Here is a 15,751-nt window from a genome sequence, read left to right as displayed (position 1 = left end):
CCAGCAGCAGAACGCGCCGCTCAAAAGCCGAAGAGCGAGCGGGTATCGCAGAGAAAGCCGCTGCAGTTGGCGGGCCGGACGTAGAGGGTCCTGATCTGGCCACCCGGCAGCATGTAGTCGCCCACCAGGGCGTTGCCCTTGGCACCTTCGGCATTCGCCTGCGCGATGTAGCCCGCGCTGTTGGCCGCGGGCTGCAGGTTCTGGTAGCTGAACGTGGCCGATTGCGACAGATCTTTCTCGTAGAGCAGCTTCGTGCCGTCCGAAAAGACATAACCGGTCTTGAACCGGAAGCCCTGGGCGCCCTTCGCCTCGAGCTGCGCCAGGAAATCGGCGTCGCTGCCGGGCTGGTCCAGCGCTTCATAGCCGTAGGTGGCGCTGCCTTGCGCGTCCTTTTGAAAGACCAGCACCGTGGCTCCGCCAACCATGTAAGCACCGCCGACGCTGTAGTAGCCGTTGCCGCCCTGCGCATTGATCTGGGCCAGATAGGCGGCGCTGTCGGTGGGTGCCGCCAGCACGGCATAGGTGTAGGTCGATGCGGAGCCGTTGTCCTTGCGGTAGAGCGTGCGGATCTGGCCGCCGACCACATAGGGCCCGCCCCACTTGAAACCTCGGGCGCCCTGGGCGTTGAGCTGGGCCTGCAGGTCCGCGACCGAGCCGGTGTCCGGCAGCAGCTCGAAGGCGTAGGTGGTGCCGGCGTCCTTCACGTAGGCCTCGACGACTTCCGCACCGGTCGGGCTGGTGGGGAAGGCCAGGCCGCTGAAGAAGCGGAAGGCCCTGGCGCCCTGTGCATTGAGCTGATCGAGAAACGCCGCAGCGTCGGCGGCAGGCGGCAAGGCCTCGTACATGAAGGTGCGGGTGGCCGGAGCGGGCGCCGGCGCTGGCGCTGGCGCGGGGGCTGGAGCCGGTGCGGGCGCCGGAGCCGGTGCGGGAGGCGGCGGAACCCCGTTGCCCCAGCCGATCGGCAATGCGCCACCCCCTCCACCTCCCCCGCCACCGCAGGCCGCGAGGGCCAGTGTGGCGGCCACTGCGGCCGCAACCGCTGCAAGCTTGAAACGCATTTGGAATCCTCCCTGATCGATGTGTGCGACCCATGGAAGGTATGTCGAGGGGCCTGAGGGCCACCAGTGCCAAAAGTCATGACATTGCCGGCAATTCCTGCCAATTGCCGGCAACGAGCTCAAAAGTACTAAATCCTGCGGCGTTCCGAGCTTGCCGCTGTGACCATCATCCGGAACAGCGAATCGGTGGCCACGGGCTTGAACAGCACGGGAACGCCCGATTCCCGGACACGCTGCAGCCTGTCGGGCGAGGTCTCGCCTGTGATCAGCAGCAACGGGGTCGCGGGCCCGCCTTGTCCTCGGCCGCTCAGGCGCAGGCCGACATCCAGCCCATCGACACCATCGGCCAGGCGGTAGTCGCACATCAACAGGTCGAAGGCCCGCCCTTCTCTGCTCGCCTGCTGCAAGGCCGCGGCGGCGGCGGCTTCATCCGCGACGGCGAGCGCGTCGATCGAATGCGAGCGCAGCAGGCCCGTCATGGCTTCCCGGATTTCCGATTCATCGTCCAGCAGCAGCACCCGCGCGGGCAGTGCCGGCGCCGCTCGCCCGGGCCGCTTTTCCTGCCGTGGCGCCGCAGCGTCGGGCGGGAAGTGTCCGGCCAGCGCGCCGGCCTTCGGCGCAACGGCCGGCAGCACCACGCGGAAGTGGGTGCCGCGACCCAGCCGCGAATGCATTTGCACCGGATGGCCCAGCAGTTGCGAGAGCCGCTGCACGATCGACAGGCCGATGCCCAGCCCGCGCGAGCGGTCGCGCCCAGGATTGTCGATCTGATAGAACTCCTCGAAGATCCGGCTCGACTGCTCGGGCGCAATGCCGATGCCGGTGTCCCGCACCTCGATCCACACGAACTCCCCTCGTTCGCGGGCCGTCACCGTCACTCCGCCGCGCGCGGTGTACTTGAGGGCGTTGTCCAGCAGGTTGGACAGCATCCGATGCAGCAGCTGGGGGTCGCTGCGCACCCACAAGCCGCTGGCGCGCACGCGCAACTGCAACTGCTTTTGCTCGGCCTGGGCCGAGAAGGTGTGATTGAGCGGCAGGAACAGGGCATCGAGCTGAACGGCCTGAAGCACGGGCGTGACCACGCCGGCATCCAGCCGGGAGATGTCGAGCATGATGTCGAGCGAGGCGCCCAGCGCATTGACGGCGCGCATCAGGCGCTGCGCATTCACTTCCTCCGGCCGGCCGCGCAGCTCGTTCTCGAGCGCGGCGCCGAACAGCGCGATGGCATGCAGCGGCTGGCGCAGGTCATGGCTGGCGCTGGCCAGGAAGCGGGTCTTTTCCTGGCTGGCGCGCTCGGTGGCGGCAATCTGCTCCTCCAGCCGCACGGCCAGGGCTTCCTTTTCGAAGCGCAGGACCAGCGAGTCCGCCAGCAGCCTGTGCTCCTGCACGCCGACGCGCAGCATGAGAAAAAGGTAGATCGAGGCGAAGGCCGCGAGAAAGAGATGGATGGAATCGCGCTGCCACGCCAGCGCAACGATCAGCCCGCCCATCATGGGCAGCGTGTGGCCGAACAGCGCCGCCTTCAGCGGCCGCAGGGACTGCACGGCCCGGGCGCAGTTGCCCATCATCACCACCATCAGCGCGGCGGTGACCGGCAGGTTGCCCGCGGGCACGAAGATCCACGGCGCCAGCGCATCGGCAAACCCGAGCAGGGTCACGATGCGGGTGATCCTGCGCGCCCACCAGGCACTGTCCGCCGCCGGGACCGACGGATTCCAGCGCGGCGTGAAGTACATGCACAGATACAGCGTCAGGTGCAGCACGACGAAGGGCAGCACCATCGGGTCGCCCAGCTGCAGGTACATGAACGCACCGAGCACCAGCACGAAGACGACGCGGGCCAGGAAGGTGGCGTTGTAGTTGAAATAGACCGACGCCACGTGCTCGCGCAGCACGCGCTGGTTCAGCGGCGTGTCGGCCATGCGCGGCGGCTCAACGCAGGCTGCTGATCAGCTGCGCACGCGAACGCACGCCGAACAGCAGCAGGATGGTCGATACATGGTTCTTCACCGTGCCTTCGCTCAGGTTCGCGAGCTGGGCGATCTCCTTGTTTGCCTTGCCGTCGAGCACCCATTGCAGCACCTGCATCTGGCGCGGCGTGAGCTCCTGCCAGGCGCTGGCCTGGGCCGATTCGGCATAGCTGCCGGGCGCCTTCGGCACGGTGGCGGGAGGGGGAGCTTCAGACGCGCCGGGCTCGAGCAGGCCGCAGGCGCGGATGAATCCCACCACCTCCTTCAGGTCCGCCGACTTCGGAAGAAAGGCGCTCGCGCCCAGTGCCACCGCTCCCTGTGCCAGGGAGGTGTTGCCAGTGCCCGACAGCACCACGATGCGGGCGGACGGGTGGCGCAGGCGAAATTCCGCGAGGCCGCTCAGGCCGTGGGTATCGGGCAGCGCCAGATCCAGCAGCACGAGGCGGATCGATTCGCGGTGCTTTTCGTAGAGCGCCAGCGCATCGGCCGCGCTGGCGGCCTCGAAGACCTCGATGCCCGCCCCCGACGCAGCGGTCTGCGCCTCGATCAGCGCGCGCACGCCGAGCCGCAGCAGGTCGTGGTCGTCCACCACCAGGATCGCGCCGGGCGGATGCGCGGGGATGCCGCCCTCCAGGGTCGGCGGCAGCGGGTTGGAGGGAGATTCGAGCGAAGCCACGCGGTCGATCTTAGCGACGCGCCCGGCGCGCAACAGTGCACTAAGTCATGGGGTAGCCGCCGTTTCGGGGCAGCGCTTGCTCTTCTTTTCATAGCACTTGCCATCCACTGCGCGCGGGAGCACCATGCGCTACCCGCCGCATCGAACGGCGTTTTGGAGACAAGCATGATGCACACCGCCGATGTCCCGCTGGCAGCGGGCGAGCGCAAGGTCGACCGGCTGCTGGCCCACTATGGCGAAAGCCACCGCCATCCGACCAACGAGCTGATTCACTTCGCCGCGATCCCGGCCATCATGCTGAGCCTCGTCGGCCTGCTGTATGCGCTGCATCCCTGGGCCGCCTACGTCTTCGTGGCCGCGAGCCTGGTCTACTACGCCACCCTGCGCTCCCCTGCCTTCCTGGCCGCCATGCTGGCCGGCACGGCCCTCGTGCTGGCGCTGGTTCATGCCATGGGAAGCCTTGTACTGCCTATTTCCGCCGCCATCTTCGTGGTGGCCTGGATCTTCCAGTTCATCGGCCACAGGATCGAAGGCAGGAAACCTTCTTTCTTCGAAGACATCCAATATCTTTGGGTGGGGCCGCTGTTCGTACTTTCGAAGCTGTTTTTGCGCCTCGGTATCCGCTGGTGATCCCCAGGTCGGACGCCGCCGCGGGCCGTATCGCCGTCCGGCTGACAGCTTTGGCTATCGGTGCGATAGAAACTTAGGGGGAACCCTTGGTTTAGCACTCCCTCTAATCGAGTGCTAATATGCCCAATACAAAGGAGTTTCCCCTGATGACCACGCTGTCTGGAGCCTCTGCCAACCAGCTCGCCGTCGCCAATCCATGGTCGATGGTGCCGCCGCTGGGCAACCTGGATGCTTATATTTCGGCCGCCAACCGCCTGCCGATGCTCACGCTCGAAGAAGAGCAGGGCTTCGCACGCCGTTTGCGCGACCACAACGACCTCGAAGCGGCCGGTGCGCTGATCCTCTCGCACCTGCGCCTCGTGGTGTCCATTTCGCGCCAGTACCTGGGCTACGGATTGCCGCACGGCGACCTGATCCAGGAAGGCAACGTCGGCCTCATGAAGGCCGTGAAGCGCTTCGACCCCGACCAGGGCGTGCGGCTCGTGAGCTACGCCATGCACTGGATCAAGGCCGAGATCCACGAGTACATCCTGAAGAACTGGCGCATGGTCAAGGTCGCGACGACCAAGGCCCAGCGCAAGCTGTTCTTCAACCTGCGCTCGATGAAGCAGGGCTTCAAGGCCGACTCGGCTGCGGCCGACAACGGCACGCACCGCGACACGCTGAGCCCCGACGAGGTGTCGCAGATGGCGACCCGGCTCAACGTCAAGCCCGAAGAAGTGCTGGAAATGGAAACCCGCCTGTCGGGCGGCGACGTGCTGCTCGATCCGGGTCCGTCGGACGACGGCGACGAGGCCTTCGGTCCGATCGCCTACCTGGCCGATGCCACGCAGGAGCCGACCGCCCTGCTCGAGTCGCAGCAGCGCGACCGGCTCTCGAGCGACGGCATCGCCACCGCGCTCGAAGCGCTGGACGACCGCAGCCGCCGCATCGTCGAAGAGCGCTGGCTCAAGGTCAACGACGACGGCTCGGGCGGCATGACGCTGCACGACTTGGCGGCGGTGTACGGCGTGAGCGCCGAGCGCATTCGCCAGATCGAAGTCGCGGCCATGAAGAAGATGAAGAAGGCGCTGGCAGATTTCGCCTGAGCCCCGTCCCTGCGCTTCACCCGAACAAGCCCGGCCGCGCGCCGGGCTTTTTTCATGCCTGCTTGGCCAGCGTCCGCAGGGCCCGCCGGGCGATGTAGCGGGTGGCGGGTGTGTCCGACTCGGCCACCCAGCGCGCGCAGAGCCGGTCGACCCACTCCGGCTCGGTCTTGCTCGCGTCGTTGAGCCAGTTGGCCACCGAGTTCTGCACGTAGCGGCTGGCGTCGGCCCGCAAGGGCTCGATGAGCGGCAGCGCGCGCCAGGGTTCGGTCTTGAGCGCATCGATCTGCGCGCACCAGACGCCGCGCGGGCGCGTGAGCTCGCTGGCGAAGCGGCGGATGTTCGGATCGGCGTCGGCCGTCCACGGCTGCAGCAGCGCAAGCGACTCGTCGAGCGAGCCGATGACCGCATCGCGCACCGCCATCCAGGCGATTTCGCGCACGCCGAAGTGCGGGTCGGCGGCAAAGCGCCGCACCGCCTCCAGCTGCGCCGCCAGCGGCAGGCCAGAGAGCGTGACCCACTGCGCGGCCCAGCAGCGCGCGACGTCGCTTGCGTGCGTGGCCAGCCGGTGGGCAACGGCGTCGCGCTCGGCATGCAGCGCCGCCAGGTCGTAGAGCGCCCGCGCAATATGGCCGTGCCGCTGCATCGGCTTGAACGCGCCGAGCATGGCGATGGTGTCGGCCAGCCGTTCGCTCGCCGGATCCAGCCCGATATGGGCCGCCACGCTGCGCGCGAGCTGCGGCAATTCGAGCGCCATGAATTCGTTGAGGTTGACGGTCTCGAGCAGCCCGTCGTTGAGCGCGCGCAGCACCTCGGGCGGGATGAGAGCGATGCGGAAGGCGCCCCGGCGCGCCTTCAGGTGCTCGACGGAGGCCACGGCGACGGCGGCGTCCATGGGAGGCAGATAGGTCACGGCCCGGTCAGGACTTGAGCAGCGCCTTGACGTCCGACACCATGGGCGCCGCGCCGGCGCCATAGCGCGCGTAAAGCCGCAGCCGGCCGTCAGTGTCGTAGACGAAGCTGGCGGCCGAATGGTCCATCGAGTAGCTGGTGGGGGTCTTGCCCTCGACCTTCTTGTAGTAGACCTTGAAGTCCTTGGCGAGCTGGGCGAGCTGGTCGGCCGTGGGAATCAGCGCGACGAAGGCCGGGTCGAATGCGCCCATGTAGGCCTTGAGCACCTCGGGCGTGTCGCGCGCCGGGTCGACCGTGACGAACAGCACCTGCAGCTTGTCGCCATCGCTGCCGAGCTGCTGCTTGACCTGCGCCATCTCGGTCATGGTGGTGGGGCAGACATCGGGGCACTGCGCATAGCCGAAGAACAGCACGACCACCTTGCCCTTGAAGTCGGCCAGCGTGCGAAGCTTGCCGTCGGCGTCCTTCAGCGAGAAGTCGCGGGCGTAGTCGGCGCCTGTGATGTCGACCGCATTGAAGCTGGGCTTGGCTTCGCTGCAGGCCGAAAGACCGAGGCCAAGAGTGGCGGCCACGCCGGCCCATCCCGCACCGCCGGCAATCAGTTTCAGGGCATTTCGCTTGTTCATGGGCACGGGCGTCCGATCAGTCAATCAACGGAGGTAATGGTCGACGAGCAGTGCCGCGAACAGCACGCTCAGGTGGATCAGCGAGAACCGGAAGGTCTTGCGCGCCAACGCATCGGAGTAGTTGCGCCAGAGCGCGAAGGCGTAGCCCGTGAAGCCGATGCTCACGCCCACCGCCACCGCCAGGTAGAGCCAGCCGCTCATGCCGTAGATGAAAGGCATCAGGCAGGCCGCGAACAAGATGAAGGTGTAGAGCAGCACCTGCAGCCGCGTGAACTCGTTGCCGTGCGTGACGGGCAGCATCGGGAGGCCGGCCTTGCGGTAGTCCTCGACGCGGTAGAGCGCCAGCGCCCAGAAATGCGGCGGTGTCCACAGGAAGATGATCAGGAACAGGATCAGCGCCTCGGGGCCCACGTCGCCGGTCATCGCGGCCCAGCCCAGCACCGGCGGCATCGCGCCCGAGGCGCCGCCGATCACGATGTTCTGCGGCGTCAGCGGCTTGAGGATCACGGTGTAGATCACTGCGTAGCCGACGAAGGTGGCAAAGGTCAGCCACATGGTGAGCGGATTGACCTGGAACCACAGCAGCGCCGAACCGGCCGCGCACAGCAGCGCCGAGAACACCAGCGCCTGCAGGTCGCTGAGCTGTCCGCGCGCCGTGGGACGCCAGGCAGTGCGCTTCATCTTGGCGTCGATGCCCTTCTCGACCAGGCAATTGAACGCCGCCGCCGCGCCCGCCACCAGCCAGATGCCGATGCAGGCCAGCGCGGCGCGCTGCACGTCGGCCCACGAGGGCAGCCCGGGCACGGCCAGCACCATGCCGATGAGGGCGCAGAAAACGATCAGCTGCACCACGCGCGGCTTGGTCAGCGCATAGAACTGGCGCAGCACATTGGCAGTACTTGTCTGCTGCACGGAAATCGGCGTGCTCACGCGGCGGCCTCCCTCTGGTTGTTGTGTGGGGCGCCAGGCGCCTTGTCTCTGTCGTGTGCGAAAGCAGCCGCAGCCCCGCGACGGCTCTCGCACAGCGCCCATGTCAGCACCACGGCCAGCGCCGCAGCGCCCCCGGTGTGCAGGACCGCAGCGAGCAGCGGCCAGCCGAGCAGCACATTGCCCAGGCCCGTGGCCAGCTGGAGCAGCGCGAGCCCCGCGAGCCAGCGCGCCTGCGGCCGCAGCGGCGGCGTGCGGCGCAGCTGCCACGCGAGCACGCCCAGCGCGGCGAACACGGCGTACGCCATCAGCCGATGCACGTAGTGGATGGCAGTGAGCGCGGAAAAATCGAGCGGCACGCCACTGCCGGTCACGCCCAGGTGACGCCAGATCTCGAAGCCCTGCGCAAAATTCATTGGCGGCCACCAACTGCCCTGGCAGGTCGGGAACTGGGTGCAGGCCAGCACCGCATAGTTGGTGCTGACCCAGCCGCCGAGTGCGATCTGCAGCAGCAGCAGGGCCGAGGTGGCGATCAGCCCGTTGCGCAGCGCGGGCGACACGGCCGTGGGCAAGCGGTCCGCGGCGGCCTGCCGGTAGCGCACCGCCTGGATGCACAGCAGCACCAGCAGCACCACGGCGCCCAGCAGGTGCAGCGTGACGATGGCGGGAAAGAGCTTCCAGGTGACCGTGAGCGCGCCGAACGCGCCCTGCAGGCAGACCCAGGCCAGCGTGAGCGCGGGCCACCAGGCGCTGAGCGTGGCGTGCTCGCCGTCCCCCGGCGCGGGCGGCGCGCGGCGTTGGCGCCGCCGCACGACCCAGGTGGCGCCCGCAAGCGCGAGGATCAGCACGCCGACGCCGGTGGCCAGGTAGCGGTGCACCATCTCGACCCAGGCCTTGCTGTGCGTGACCGGACCGGTCGGCTGGGCCGACTGCGCCATGGCGATCTCGTGGCGCGCGCCCACCGGGCTCGCGTTGCCGTAGCAGCCCGGCCAATCGGGGCAGCCCAGGCCCGAATCGGTGAGCCGGGTGAAGGCGCCGAACAGCGTGAGGTCGAAGGTGAGGAACAGCGTCAGCACGGTGAGTGCATGCAGCCGGCGCGCCGGTCCGGCGCCCGCGTTGCGGCGCCACACCCACAGCAGCGGGCCGAGCGCGATCAGCACGCCGGCCGCCATCAGCCAGGCGACGGGGGTGAGGTCGTAGAGCGAGCCGGTGTCCATCATGCGGTGCTAGCGGCCGGGCTCGTCCCAGGAGGCAGAAGCGCGCAGCAGGCGGTCGAGGTCGCGCTTGGCGCGGCTGGCGCCCGCGGCGTCCATGCGGGCCGGAAAACGCATCATCCAGTTGCCCATCGGATCGACCACGTACAGGTGCTCGGCCAGCCCATGGCCCGGAACCGGCGCGAGCCACCTGGCGAGCTGCTCGGGCGGCACGCGCAGCACGGTGGCGCCGCGCAGGCCGTTGTCCAGCCGCGCCGGAACGGGCGCCGCATCGCTCACGAGCCAGACGCGGTCGAGCCGGTCTTTCTCGCGGCCCAGGCTTTCGCGCAGCTGGCGCTGCAGGTAGAGCTGCTGTTCGCAGAGCGCGTCGCAGGCTGCGTCGGCCACCGCCACCAGCAGCCACTGGCCCTTGAGCGTGGCCAGGTCGACCGGCGCACCGCTGCGGTCCGTTGCGGTGAATGCCGGCAGCGTGCGCTGCGGATCGATGAGTTCGCCGTAGACGCTGCGCCCCTCGGGCCGGATCACGTAGTAGGTGAAGTAGGACGCGATGACGGGCGCGGCGCACATCAGCATCACGGCAATCATCTTCCAGCGCCCGGCCACCGTGCGGCGGCCCTCGGCGCCGTCGAGCGCCTGGTTGGGCGACGGCATCGAGTGCACCGTCAGGCCCAGCGGTTCGTCAGAGGCTGCGTTCATCGCGTGCGCGGCGCCGCGAGCGGCGGTAGGGGGAAATGATTTGGAACCAGACATAGAGGATGACCACGAGGGCCGAAAGCCCGAACCACTGGAATGCATAGCCGTAGTGCTTCTCCAGACCCAGAGCGGGGGCCGGCCAGTCGCGCTGCAACCCCTCGGAAGCGGGGCCGACCTGCTGCAGCGACACATCGGTCCGCAGCGGCAGCTTGGTTTCGGCGCGGAACGCTTCCAGGTCGAGATTCTGCCGGATGGGCGAAGACCCCGCGGATTCCGGTGCCGAGGCCGCCGCAGCCGGCTTGCCGAGTTCGAACAAATGGCCCGGCGGCGGCTCGATCAGGCCCGTGACCTCGACGATGCCCGGCGGCGTCTCGACCGCGCCCAGCTGCGTGCGGTCGTTGAAGTTGCGCTGCACCCAGCCGCGCTGGATCATCACGGCCTGGTCGCTGCCTTCCAGGGCGAACGGCGTCAGCACGTAGAAGCCCGGCACGCCATGCATCTGACGGTTGTCCAGGTAGACCGTCTGGGGCGTCAGCCAGAGGCCGCGCAGCCGCACGGGCCGGTGCAGTTCGCCGGCCGGCGCCTCGAGCGCCAGGAACTCGGCCTGGGCCAGCGGCGGTTTCTGCTTCTGGGCCTCGATCTCGGCCTGCAGCGCCTCTTTCTGCGCGGCGCGCGACAACTGCCAGCGGCCCAGCGACACTGTGGCGGAAAGGGCCAGCACCGCGGCCAGCGTGACCACCAGGAAGCGGCCCCGCCTGGGCCTCGGGCGGGCGGAATGAAGGGGTTCCGGCGTCACTGGAGTGGATGAGGCGTGCGGCCGATAATCGGGGTCATGAAATATTTCGTCGCCCTGGTTTTCGTGGGCATCTTCGCGAGCCTTGCCTTCGCGCTCTTCTACATGCTGAAAGACGGGCGCAACGGGCGCGCCAAGAGCGGCGGCATGGCGCGCGCGCTCACCTTTCGGATCGGCCTGTCGGTGTTTTTGTTCCTCTGCATGCTGCTGGCCTGGAAATTCGGCTACATCCAGCCCACCGGGCTCCCGCTCGGCAAGTAGATGGTGCTCGTTCCACGAGAACCATGAAAAAGGCGCCTTCCGGCGCCTTTTTTTCTGCATGCCGCGGAGGTCGCTCAAAGCCAGTACACCAGCATGTAGAGGCCGAGCCACACCACGTCGACGAAGTGCCAGTACCAGGCCGCGCCCTCGAAGCCGAAATGGCGCTCCGGCGTGAAGTGGCCCTTCTGCAGGCGCAGCGTGATGAACAGCAGCATCAGCATGCCGATGAACACATGCAGGCCGTGGAAGCCGGTCAGCATGAAGAAGGTCGAGCCGTAGGCACCGGAGCTGAGCTTGAGGTTCAGGTCCGTGTACAGGTGGTGGTACTCGTAGCCCTGCACGCCCAGGAAGAGCACGCCGAGCAGCACGGTGAGCCACATGAAGCGGATGGTCTGGGCACGATGGCCGGCGCGCAGCGCGTGGTGGGCAATGGTGAGCGTCACGCCCGAGCTCAGCAGCAGCGCGGTGTTGATCGTGGGCAGCCAGAACGGGCCGACGGTCTGGAAGGGCTCGACGATGTCGGCCGGCGAACCGGTGGCGCCGGCGGCAACGCTGGGCCAGACGGCCTTGAAGTCGGGCCAGAGCAGTGCGTTGTCGAGGCTGCCGAGTGCCGGCAGCGAATGGGTGCGGGTCCACCACAGCGCGGTGAAGAAGGCGCCGAAGAACATCACTTCGGAGAAGATGAACCAGCTCATGCTCCAGCGGAACGAGAGGTCGATCTTGTGGCCGTACTGGCCGCTTTCGCTTTCGCCGATGGCGGTGCGGAACCAGACGAACAGCGTGGCGAGCCACGCGACCATGCCCGCCAGCAGGGACCAGGCGCCCCATTGGTGGCCGTTGATCCACTGGCCCGCGCCGAGAATCACGAAGAACAGGCCGGTCGCGGCCATGACCGGGTAGGCGGACGGCCCGGGCACAAAGTAGTAGGGCGTGGTGCCGTGGGTGGTTGAACTCATATCAGCTCCTGGCTTTCTTTCTTCTCTCGATTCGATGGGTTCTGGATGTCGTGGGCCATGCGGACCGGGTTCAGGGCGCAACCACGTAGCGCACCAGCAGCACCAGGCCGACGATGAAAACGATGACCGCGGCAAAGGCCACCGCGATGATGTGCAGCGGGTTCAGCTTGGCCAGGTCGTCCTGGTAGGCGCTTTTCTTGCGCACCCCGAAGAACGACCAGCACACGGCCTTCACCGTGTCCCACAGCGTGGCCTTGGGTGGCGTGTCCGGCGCGGTCACGAACGGGGCTCATGGGCAGCATTCGAAACAGCGGCCACCGGCGCCGCGGGCGTCTTGCCGCCGACTTCGAAGAAGGTGTAGGACAGCGTGATGGTCTTCACGTCCCTGGAGATCTTCGGGTCGATCACGAAGGCGACGGGCCACTGCTTCTTCTCGCCCGGGTCGAGCGTGTACTGGTTGAAGCAGAAGCACTCCAGCTTGTTGAAGTACGGCGCGGCCTGCTGCGGCGCATAGCTCGGAATGGCCTGCGCCGCCATGCGGCGGTTCTGCACGTTCTGGAATTCGTAGAGCACGGTGTTGAGCTGGCCGGGGTGCACCTGCATCGTCCGCTCGGCGGGCTTGAAATCCCAGAGGCCGCCGCGCACGTTGGAGTCGAACTCGACCGTGATCGTGCGCGTGGTGTCGACCTGCGTGTTGTCGGGCACGCGCACGTTCTTGCCGCCGCTCGCGCCGCCCGGCACCTCGAGCTCGTTGAGCGCGAGGATGTTGATGCCGGTCATTTCGCAGATGGCGCGATAGAGCGGCACCAGGGCATAGCCGAACGCGAACATGCCGCAGGTCACCACGGCCAGCTTGCCGACCATGCGGACATTGGCGCGCTTGATGCGTTGACCGAGGCTCATGACGTGGACGGCTCCGTTGGCGTCTGCTTCAGCGTCCGCCGAACCAGATCATGCGGACCAGGAATCCGAGAAAGAACAGCACGGCAATGGAGGCCAGCGTGAGCCCCATGCGGCGGTTGTTCCTTTTTTGTTCGGGCGTGGTCATCGTGGTCATGCAAGCCGGCGGCCTGGTGCCGTTCAGCCGATCACCTTGGTCGCGGTCGCATCGAGCTTGGGCGGGTTCTCGAAGGTGTGGAAGGGCGCCGGCGACGGCACTTCCCACTCGAGGCCTTCAGCCGCTTCCCAGGGCTTCTGCGCTGCCTTCTCGCCCTTGCCGAGCATGGTCGGCAGCACGATGAAGAAGAAGAAGTACACCTGCGCGAGACCGAAGGCGAACGCACCCACCGAAGCCACCGCATTGAAGTCGGCGAACTGCATCGGGTAGTCGGCATAGCGGCGCGGCATGCCCGCCAGGCCGAGGAAGTGCATCGGGAAGAAGGTGACGTTGAACGAGATCAGCGACCACCAGAAGTGGATCTTGCCGCGCGTTTCGTTGTACATCACGCCGGTCCACTTGGGTGCCCAGTAGTAGTAGCCCGCGAACATGGCATAGAGCGAACCGGCCACGAGCACGTAATGGAAGTGGGCCACCACGTAGTAGGTGTCCTGCAGCTGGATGTCGATCGGGGCGATGGCCAGGATGAGGCCGGTGAAGCCGCCCATCGTGAACACGAAGATGAAGCCCACCGCGAACAGCATCGGGGTTTCGAAGGTCATCGAGCCCTGCCACATGGTGGCGATCCAGTTGAAGATCTTCACAGCCGTGGGCACTGCGATCAGCATGGTCGCGTACATGAAGAACAACTGGCCCGTGACCGGCATGCCGGTCGTGAACATGTGGTGCGCCCAGACGATGAACGACAGGATCGCGATCGACGAGGTGGCGTACACCATCGAGGCGTAGCCGAACAGCCGCTTGCGCGAGAACGCCGGCACGATCTGGCTGATGATGCCGAAGGCCGGCAAGATCATGATGTAGACCTCGGGGTGGCCGAAGAACCAGAAGATGTGCTGGTACATCACCGGGTCGCCGCCGCCGGCGGGGTTGAAGAAGCTGGTGCCGAAGTGGCGGTCGGTCAGCGTCATGGTGATGGCGCCGGCGAGCACGGGCATCACGGCGATCAGCAGGTAGGCGGTGATGAGCCAGGTCCAGCAGAACATCGGCATCTTCATGAGCGTCATGCCGGGGGCGCGCATGTTCAGGATGGTGACGATGATGTTGATCGAGCCCATGATCGACGAGGCGCCCATGATGTGCATCGCGAAGATGCCGGCGTCCATCGAAGGGCCCATCTGCAGCGTGAGCGGTGCGTAGAGCGTCCAGCCCGCGGCGGGCGCGCCGCCGGGCATGAAGAACGAGCCCACGAGCATCAGCGCGGCGGGGATCAGCAGCCAGAAGCTGAAGTTGTTCATGCGCGCGAACGCCATGTCGGATGCGCCGATCTGCAGCGGGATCATCCAGTTCGCGAAGCCGACGAAGGCCGGCATGATGGCGCCGAACACCATGATCAGGCCGTGCATGGTGGTGAACTGGTTGAACAGTTCGGGGTTCACCAGTTGCAGGCCGGGCTGGAACAGCTCGGCGCGGATCAGCAGCGCAAGCACGCCGCCCACCATCAGCATGGTGAAGCTGAACAGCAGGTAGAGCGTGCCGATGTCCTTGTGGTTGGTGGCAAACACCCAGCGGCGCCAGCCGGTGGGCGCTGCGTGGTGCTCGTCGTGTGCGTGGCCGTCGTGGGCGTGACCGTGGGGGTCGAGGACTGCACTCATTTCGTTGTTCCTTGCAATTTCTTCGTCGCGGGGCGCTTGGGCACGGTCACTTGCCGCGCAGGGCCAGAACTTCGGCCGGCTGCACCAGCTGGCCCGTCTTGTTCGACCAGCTGTTCTTGGTGTAGGTGGCGACGGCCGCGAGGTCGGTGTCGCTCAGCTGCTTCCAGGAGGGCATCGCACCGTTGTTCTGGCCGTTGAGCAGCACCATCAGCTGCACCTTGTGGTCCGCATCGAGCACCTTGGGGCTGGCGTCCAGAGGCTTGATCGGGCCGGCGCCCTTGCCGTTGGCCTGATGGCAGGCCGCGCAGTTGGCAGCATAGACCTTCTCGCCGCGCGTCAGCATCTCGGGCAGGGCCCAGACCTTGCCTGGATCGTCGAGCTTGGCCGCGGCTTCCTTGCGCTTGCCATCGACCCAGGCCGTGTAGTCGGCAGCCGAGACCACCTTCACGTGGATCGGCATGTAGGCGTGTTCCTTGCCACAGAGTTCCTGGCACTGGCCGTAGTAGTCGCCCACGGTCTCGGCGCGGAACCAGGTGTCGCGCACGAAGCCGGGAATCGCGTCCTGCTTGATGCCCAGCTGGGGCACGGCAAACGCGTGGATCACGTCGTTGGCGGTGGTGATGATGCGGACCTTCTTCTGGACCGGAACCACCAGCGGGTTGTCGACCTTGAAGAGGTAGTCGTCGGGCATGGCACCCTTGGCGCCGGCGTCGGACATGGCGCGCTGCGAGCTGTCGAGCGTGGAGATGAAGGCCAGGCCCTCGCCTTCGCCGTTCAGGTAGTCGTAGCCCCACTTCCACTGGTAGCCGGTGGTCTTGATGGTGAGGTCGGCGTTGGTGGTGTCCTTCTGGGCCACCAGCACCTTGGTGGCGGGCAGCGCCATCACGATCACGATGATGAAGGGCACGATGGTCCAGATGACCTCGACCACCACCGATTCATGGAAGTTGGCCGCCTTGTGGCCGACCGACTTGCGGTGCTTCCATATCGAATAGAACATGACCGCGAACACGGCAACGAAGATGACCGTGCACAGGATCATCATCACCGTATGCAGGAAATGCTGTTCCTGCGCAATCTTGGTGACGCCCAGCGGAAGATTCAGCTGGCGCACCGACGGACCGCCGGGCAGATCGTTGACTGCGTGCGCCGCGCCGCTGAAAGCCGCGCCGGCCGCCAGCAACAGATTCGCCGGCCTGTACTTATTGCGCCAAATGCTCTTCATCGTGTTCACGTTT

General features: G+C 66.9%; 18 protein-coding genes. 3 read left to right on the top strand and 15 right to left on the bottom strand.

The annotated features are described in order from the left end of the window. Positions 1 to 20: 20 nt before the first annotated feature. The 3 genes from IB278_RS01375 to IB278_RS01365 form a co-directional block, all read right to left on the bottom strand. On the bottom strand, positions 21 to 1,058 hold the full coding sequence (locus IB278_RS01375) for a hypothetical protein (RefSeq protein ID WP_192322445.1): 1,038 nt from the start codon (positions 1,056 to 1,058) through the stop codon (positions 21 to 23). A gap of 128 nt (positions 1,059 to 1,186) precedes the next feature. Next, positions 1,187 to 2,980: a hybrid sensor histidine kinase/response regulator gene (locus IB278_RS01370; protein WP_145740295.1), complete on the bottom strand. Its 1,794-nt coding sequence runs from the start codon at positions 2,978 to 2,980 to the stop codon at positions 1,187 to 1,189. A gap of 10 nt (positions 2,981 to 2,990) precedes the next feature. Beyond that, the gene (locus IB278_RS01365; protein ID WP_192322444.1) at positions 2,991 to 3,704 is read right to left on the bottom strand and encodes a response regulator; all 714 of its coding nucleotides are present in this window, start codon (positions 3,702 to 3,704) and stop codon (positions 2,991 to 2,993) included. Between the two features lie 165 nt (positions 3,705 to 3,869). Between IB278_RS01365 and IB278_RS01360 the strand changes: the two genes are divergently transcribed. Continuing rightward, the gene (locus IB278_RS01360) at positions 3,870 to 4,334 is read left to right on the top strand and encodes a DUF962 domain-containing protein (protein ID WP_145740292.1); all 465 of its coding nucleotides are present in this window, start codon (positions 3,870 to 3,872) and stop codon (positions 4,332 to 4,334) included. 146 nt (positions 4,335 to 4,480) lie between these two features. After that, positions 4,481 to 5,422 carry an RNA polymerase sigma factor RpoH gene (rpoH, locus tag IB278_RS01355; protein ID WP_145740290.1) on the top strand — a complete coding sequence of 314 codons (942 nt, stop codon included), beginning with the start codon at positions 4,481 to 4,483 and terminating at the stop codon, positions 5,420 to 5,422. Between the two features lie 52 nt (positions 5,423 to 5,474). Here rpoH and IB278_RS01350 read toward each other — a convergent pair whose 3' ends face one another. Genes IB278_RS01350 through IB278_RS01325 form a run of 6 tightly spaced genes read right to left on the bottom strand, consistent with a single transcriptional unit; the run spans position 5,475 to position 10,587 of the window. Further along, positions 5,475 to 6,314: a DNA alkylation repair protein gene (locus IB278_RS01350; RefSeq protein WP_145740289.1), complete on the bottom strand. Its 840-nt coding sequence runs from the start codon at positions 6,312 to 6,314 to the stop codon at positions 5,475 to 5,477. A gap of 25 nt (positions 6,315 to 6,339) precedes the next feature. Next, a complete protein-coding gene (locus tag IB278_RS01345; protein WP_145740287.1) occupies positions 6,340 to 6,957 on the bottom strand; it encodes an SCO family protein in 618 nt (205 codons plus the stop codon). A gap of 24 nt (positions 6,958 to 6,981) precedes the next feature. Continuing rightward, a complete protein-coding gene (gene cyoE / locus IB278_RS01340; protein WP_145740285.1) occupies positions 6,982 to 7,887 on the bottom strand; it encodes a heme o synthase in 906 nt (301 codons plus the stop codon). Then, positions 7,884 to 9,104 carry a COX15/CtaA family protein gene (locus tag IB278_RS01335; RefSeq protein WP_145740283.1) on the bottom strand — a complete coding sequence of 407 codons (1,221 nt, stop codon included), beginning with the start codon at positions 9,102 to 9,104 and terminating at the stop codon, positions 7,884 to 7,886. The genes cyoE and IB278_RS01335 overlap by 4 nt, the downstream gene beginning before the upstream one ends. Before the next feature lie 6 nt (positions 9,105 to 9,110). Next, entirely contained in the window at positions 9,111 to 9,794 is a 684-nt protein-coding gene (locus IB278_RS01330) for a hypothetical protein (protein WP_145740281.1), read from the bottom strand. Next, positions 9,778 to 10,587 carry an SURF1 family protein gene (locus IB278_RS01325; RefSeq protein ID WP_145740279.1) on the bottom strand — a complete coding sequence of 270 codons (810 nt, stop codon included), beginning with the start codon at positions 10,585 to 10,587 and terminating at the stop codon, positions 9,778 to 9,780. The genes IB278_RS01330 and IB278_RS01325 overlap by 17 nt, the downstream gene beginning before the upstream one ends. 36 nt (positions 10,588 to 10,623) lie before the next feature. On the opposite strand from IB278_RS01325, the gene IB278_RS01320 reads away from it, so the two are divergent. Further along, positions 10,624 to 10,845, top strand: coding sequence for a twin transmembrane helix small protein (locus tag IB278_RS01320; protein WP_015867156.1), 222 nt, complete (start codon positions 10,624 to 10,626; stop codon positions 10,843 to 10,845). Positions 10,846 to 10,919: 74 nt separating this feature from the next. On the opposite strand, the gene IB278_RS01315 is transcribed toward IB278_RS01320, so the two are convergent. The 6 genes from IB278_RS01315 to coxB form a co-directional block, all read right to left on the bottom strand. Further along, positions 10,920 to 11,801: a cytochrome c oxidase subunit 3 gene (locus tag IB278_RS01315; protein WP_145740277.1), complete on the bottom strand. Its 882-nt coding sequence runs from the start codon at positions 11,799 to 11,801 to the stop codon at positions 10,920 to 10,922. Positions 11,802 to 11,871: 70 nt separating this feature from the next. Beyond that, positions 11,872 to 12,081, bottom strand: coding sequence for a DUF2970 domain-containing protein (locus IB278_RS01310; RefSeq protein ID WP_145740275.1), 210 nt, complete (start codon positions 12,079 to 12,081; stop codon positions 11,872 to 11,874). Further along, positions 12,078 to 12,704 carry a cytochrome c oxidase assembly protein gene (locus tag IB278_RS01305; RefSeq protein WP_192322443.1) on the bottom strand — a complete coding sequence of 209 codons (627 nt, stop codon included), beginning with the start codon at positions 12,702 to 12,704 and terminating at the stop codon, positions 12,078 to 12,080. The genes IB278_RS01310 and IB278_RS01305 overlap by 4 nt, the downstream gene beginning before the upstream one ends. A 28-nt stretch (positions 12,705 to 12,732) precedes the next feature. Further along, positions 12,733 to 12,858, bottom strand: coding sequence for a cytochrome oxidase small assembly protein (locus tag IB278_RS33785; RefSeq protein WP_370878952.1), 126 nt, complete (start codon positions 12,856 to 12,858; stop codon positions 12,733 to 12,735). A 23-nt stretch (positions 12,859 to 12,881) separates the two neighbouring features. Then, complete coding sequence (ctaD, locus tag IB278_RS01300; protein ID WP_015867161.1) at positions 12,882 to 14,513, bottom strand: cytochrome c oxidase subunit I; 1,632 nt, start codon at positions 14,511 to 14,513, stop codon at positions 12,882 to 12,884. A gap of 46 nt (positions 14,514 to 14,559) precedes the next feature. Beyond that, the gene (gene coxB / locus IB278_RS01295) at positions 14,560 to 15,738 is read right to left on the bottom strand and encodes a cytochrome c oxidase subunit II (protein WP_145740272.1); all 1,179 of its coding nucleotides are present in this window, start codon (positions 15,736 to 15,738) and stop codon (positions 14,560 to 14,562) included. Positions 15,739 to 15,751 lie beyond the last annotated feature (13 nt).

Source organism: Variovorax sp. VRV01, from assembly GCF_014852545.1.
In the GTDB taxonomy this organism is placed as follows: Bacteria; Pseudomonadota; Gammaproteobacteria; order Burkholderiales; family Burkholderiaceae_C; genus Variovorax; species Variovorax beijingensis_A.
The sequence above is the reverse complement of the archived record's forward strand: the minus strand, read 5'-3'. Positions and strand labels throughout refer to the sequence as shown.

What these genes read in the sequence shown, in the direction of transcription:
- IB278_RS01320 (WP_015867156.1), top strand. Translation starts at nt 10,624, where the DNA reads ATGAAATATTTCGTCGCCCTGGTTTTCGTGGGCATCTTCGCGAGCCTT.
- IB278_RS01305 (WP_192322443.1), bottom strand. Translation starts at nt 12,704, where the DNA reads ATGAGCCTCGGTCAACGCATCAAGCGCGCCAATGTCCGCATGGTCGGC.
- IB278_RS01335 (WP_145740283.1), bottom strand. Translation starts at nt 9,104, where the DNA reads ATGATGGACACCGGCTCGCTCTACGACCTCACCCCCGTCGCCTGGCTG.
- rpoH (WP_145740290.1), top strand. Translation starts at nt 4,481, where the DNA reads ATGACCACGCTGTCTGGAGCCTCTGCCAACCAGCTCGCCGTCGCCAAT.
- IB278_RS01330 (WP_145740281.1), bottom strand. Translation starts at nt 9,794, where the DNA reads ATGAACGCAGCCTCTGACGAACCGCTGGGCCTGACGGTGCACTCGATG.
- IB278_RS01375 (WP_192322445.1), bottom strand. Translation starts at nt 1,058, where the DNA reads ATGCGTTTCAAGCTTGCAGCGGTTGCGGCCGCAGTGGCCGCCACACTG.
- ctaD (WP_015867161.1), bottom strand. Translation starts at nt 14,513, where the DNA reads ATGAGTGCAGTCCTCGACCCCCACGGTCACGCCCACGACGGCCACGCA.
- IB278_RS01370 (WP_145740295.1), bottom strand. Translation starts at nt 2,980, where the DNA reads ATGGCCGACACGCCGCTGAACCAGCGCGTGCTGCGCGAGCACGTGGCG.
- IB278_RS01315 (WP_145740277.1), bottom strand. Translation starts at nt 11,801, where the DNA reads ATGAGTTCAACCACCCACGGCACCACGCCCTACTACTTTGTGCCCGGG.
- coxB (WP_145740272.1), bottom strand. Translation starts at nt 15,738, where the DNA reads ATGAAGAGCATTTGGCGCAATAAGTACAGGCCGGCGAATCTGTTGCTG.
- IB278_RS33785 (WP_370878952.1), bottom strand. Translation starts at nt 12,858, where the DNA reads ATGACCACGATGACCACGCCCGAACAAAAAAGGAACAACCGCCGCATG.
- IB278_RS01345 (WP_145740287.1), bottom strand. Translation starts at nt 6,957, where the DNA reads ATGAACAAGCGAAATGCCCTGAAACTGATTGCCGGCGGTGCGGGATGG.
- IB278_RS01360 (WP_145740292.1), top strand. Translation starts at nt 3,870, where the DNA reads ATGATGCACACCGCCGATGTCCCGCTGGCAGCGGGCGAGCGCAAGGTC.
- IB278_RS01350 (WP_145740289.1), bottom strand. Translation starts at nt 6,314, where the DNA reads ATGGACGCCGCCGTCGCCGTGGCCTCCGTCGAGCACCTGAAGGCGCGC.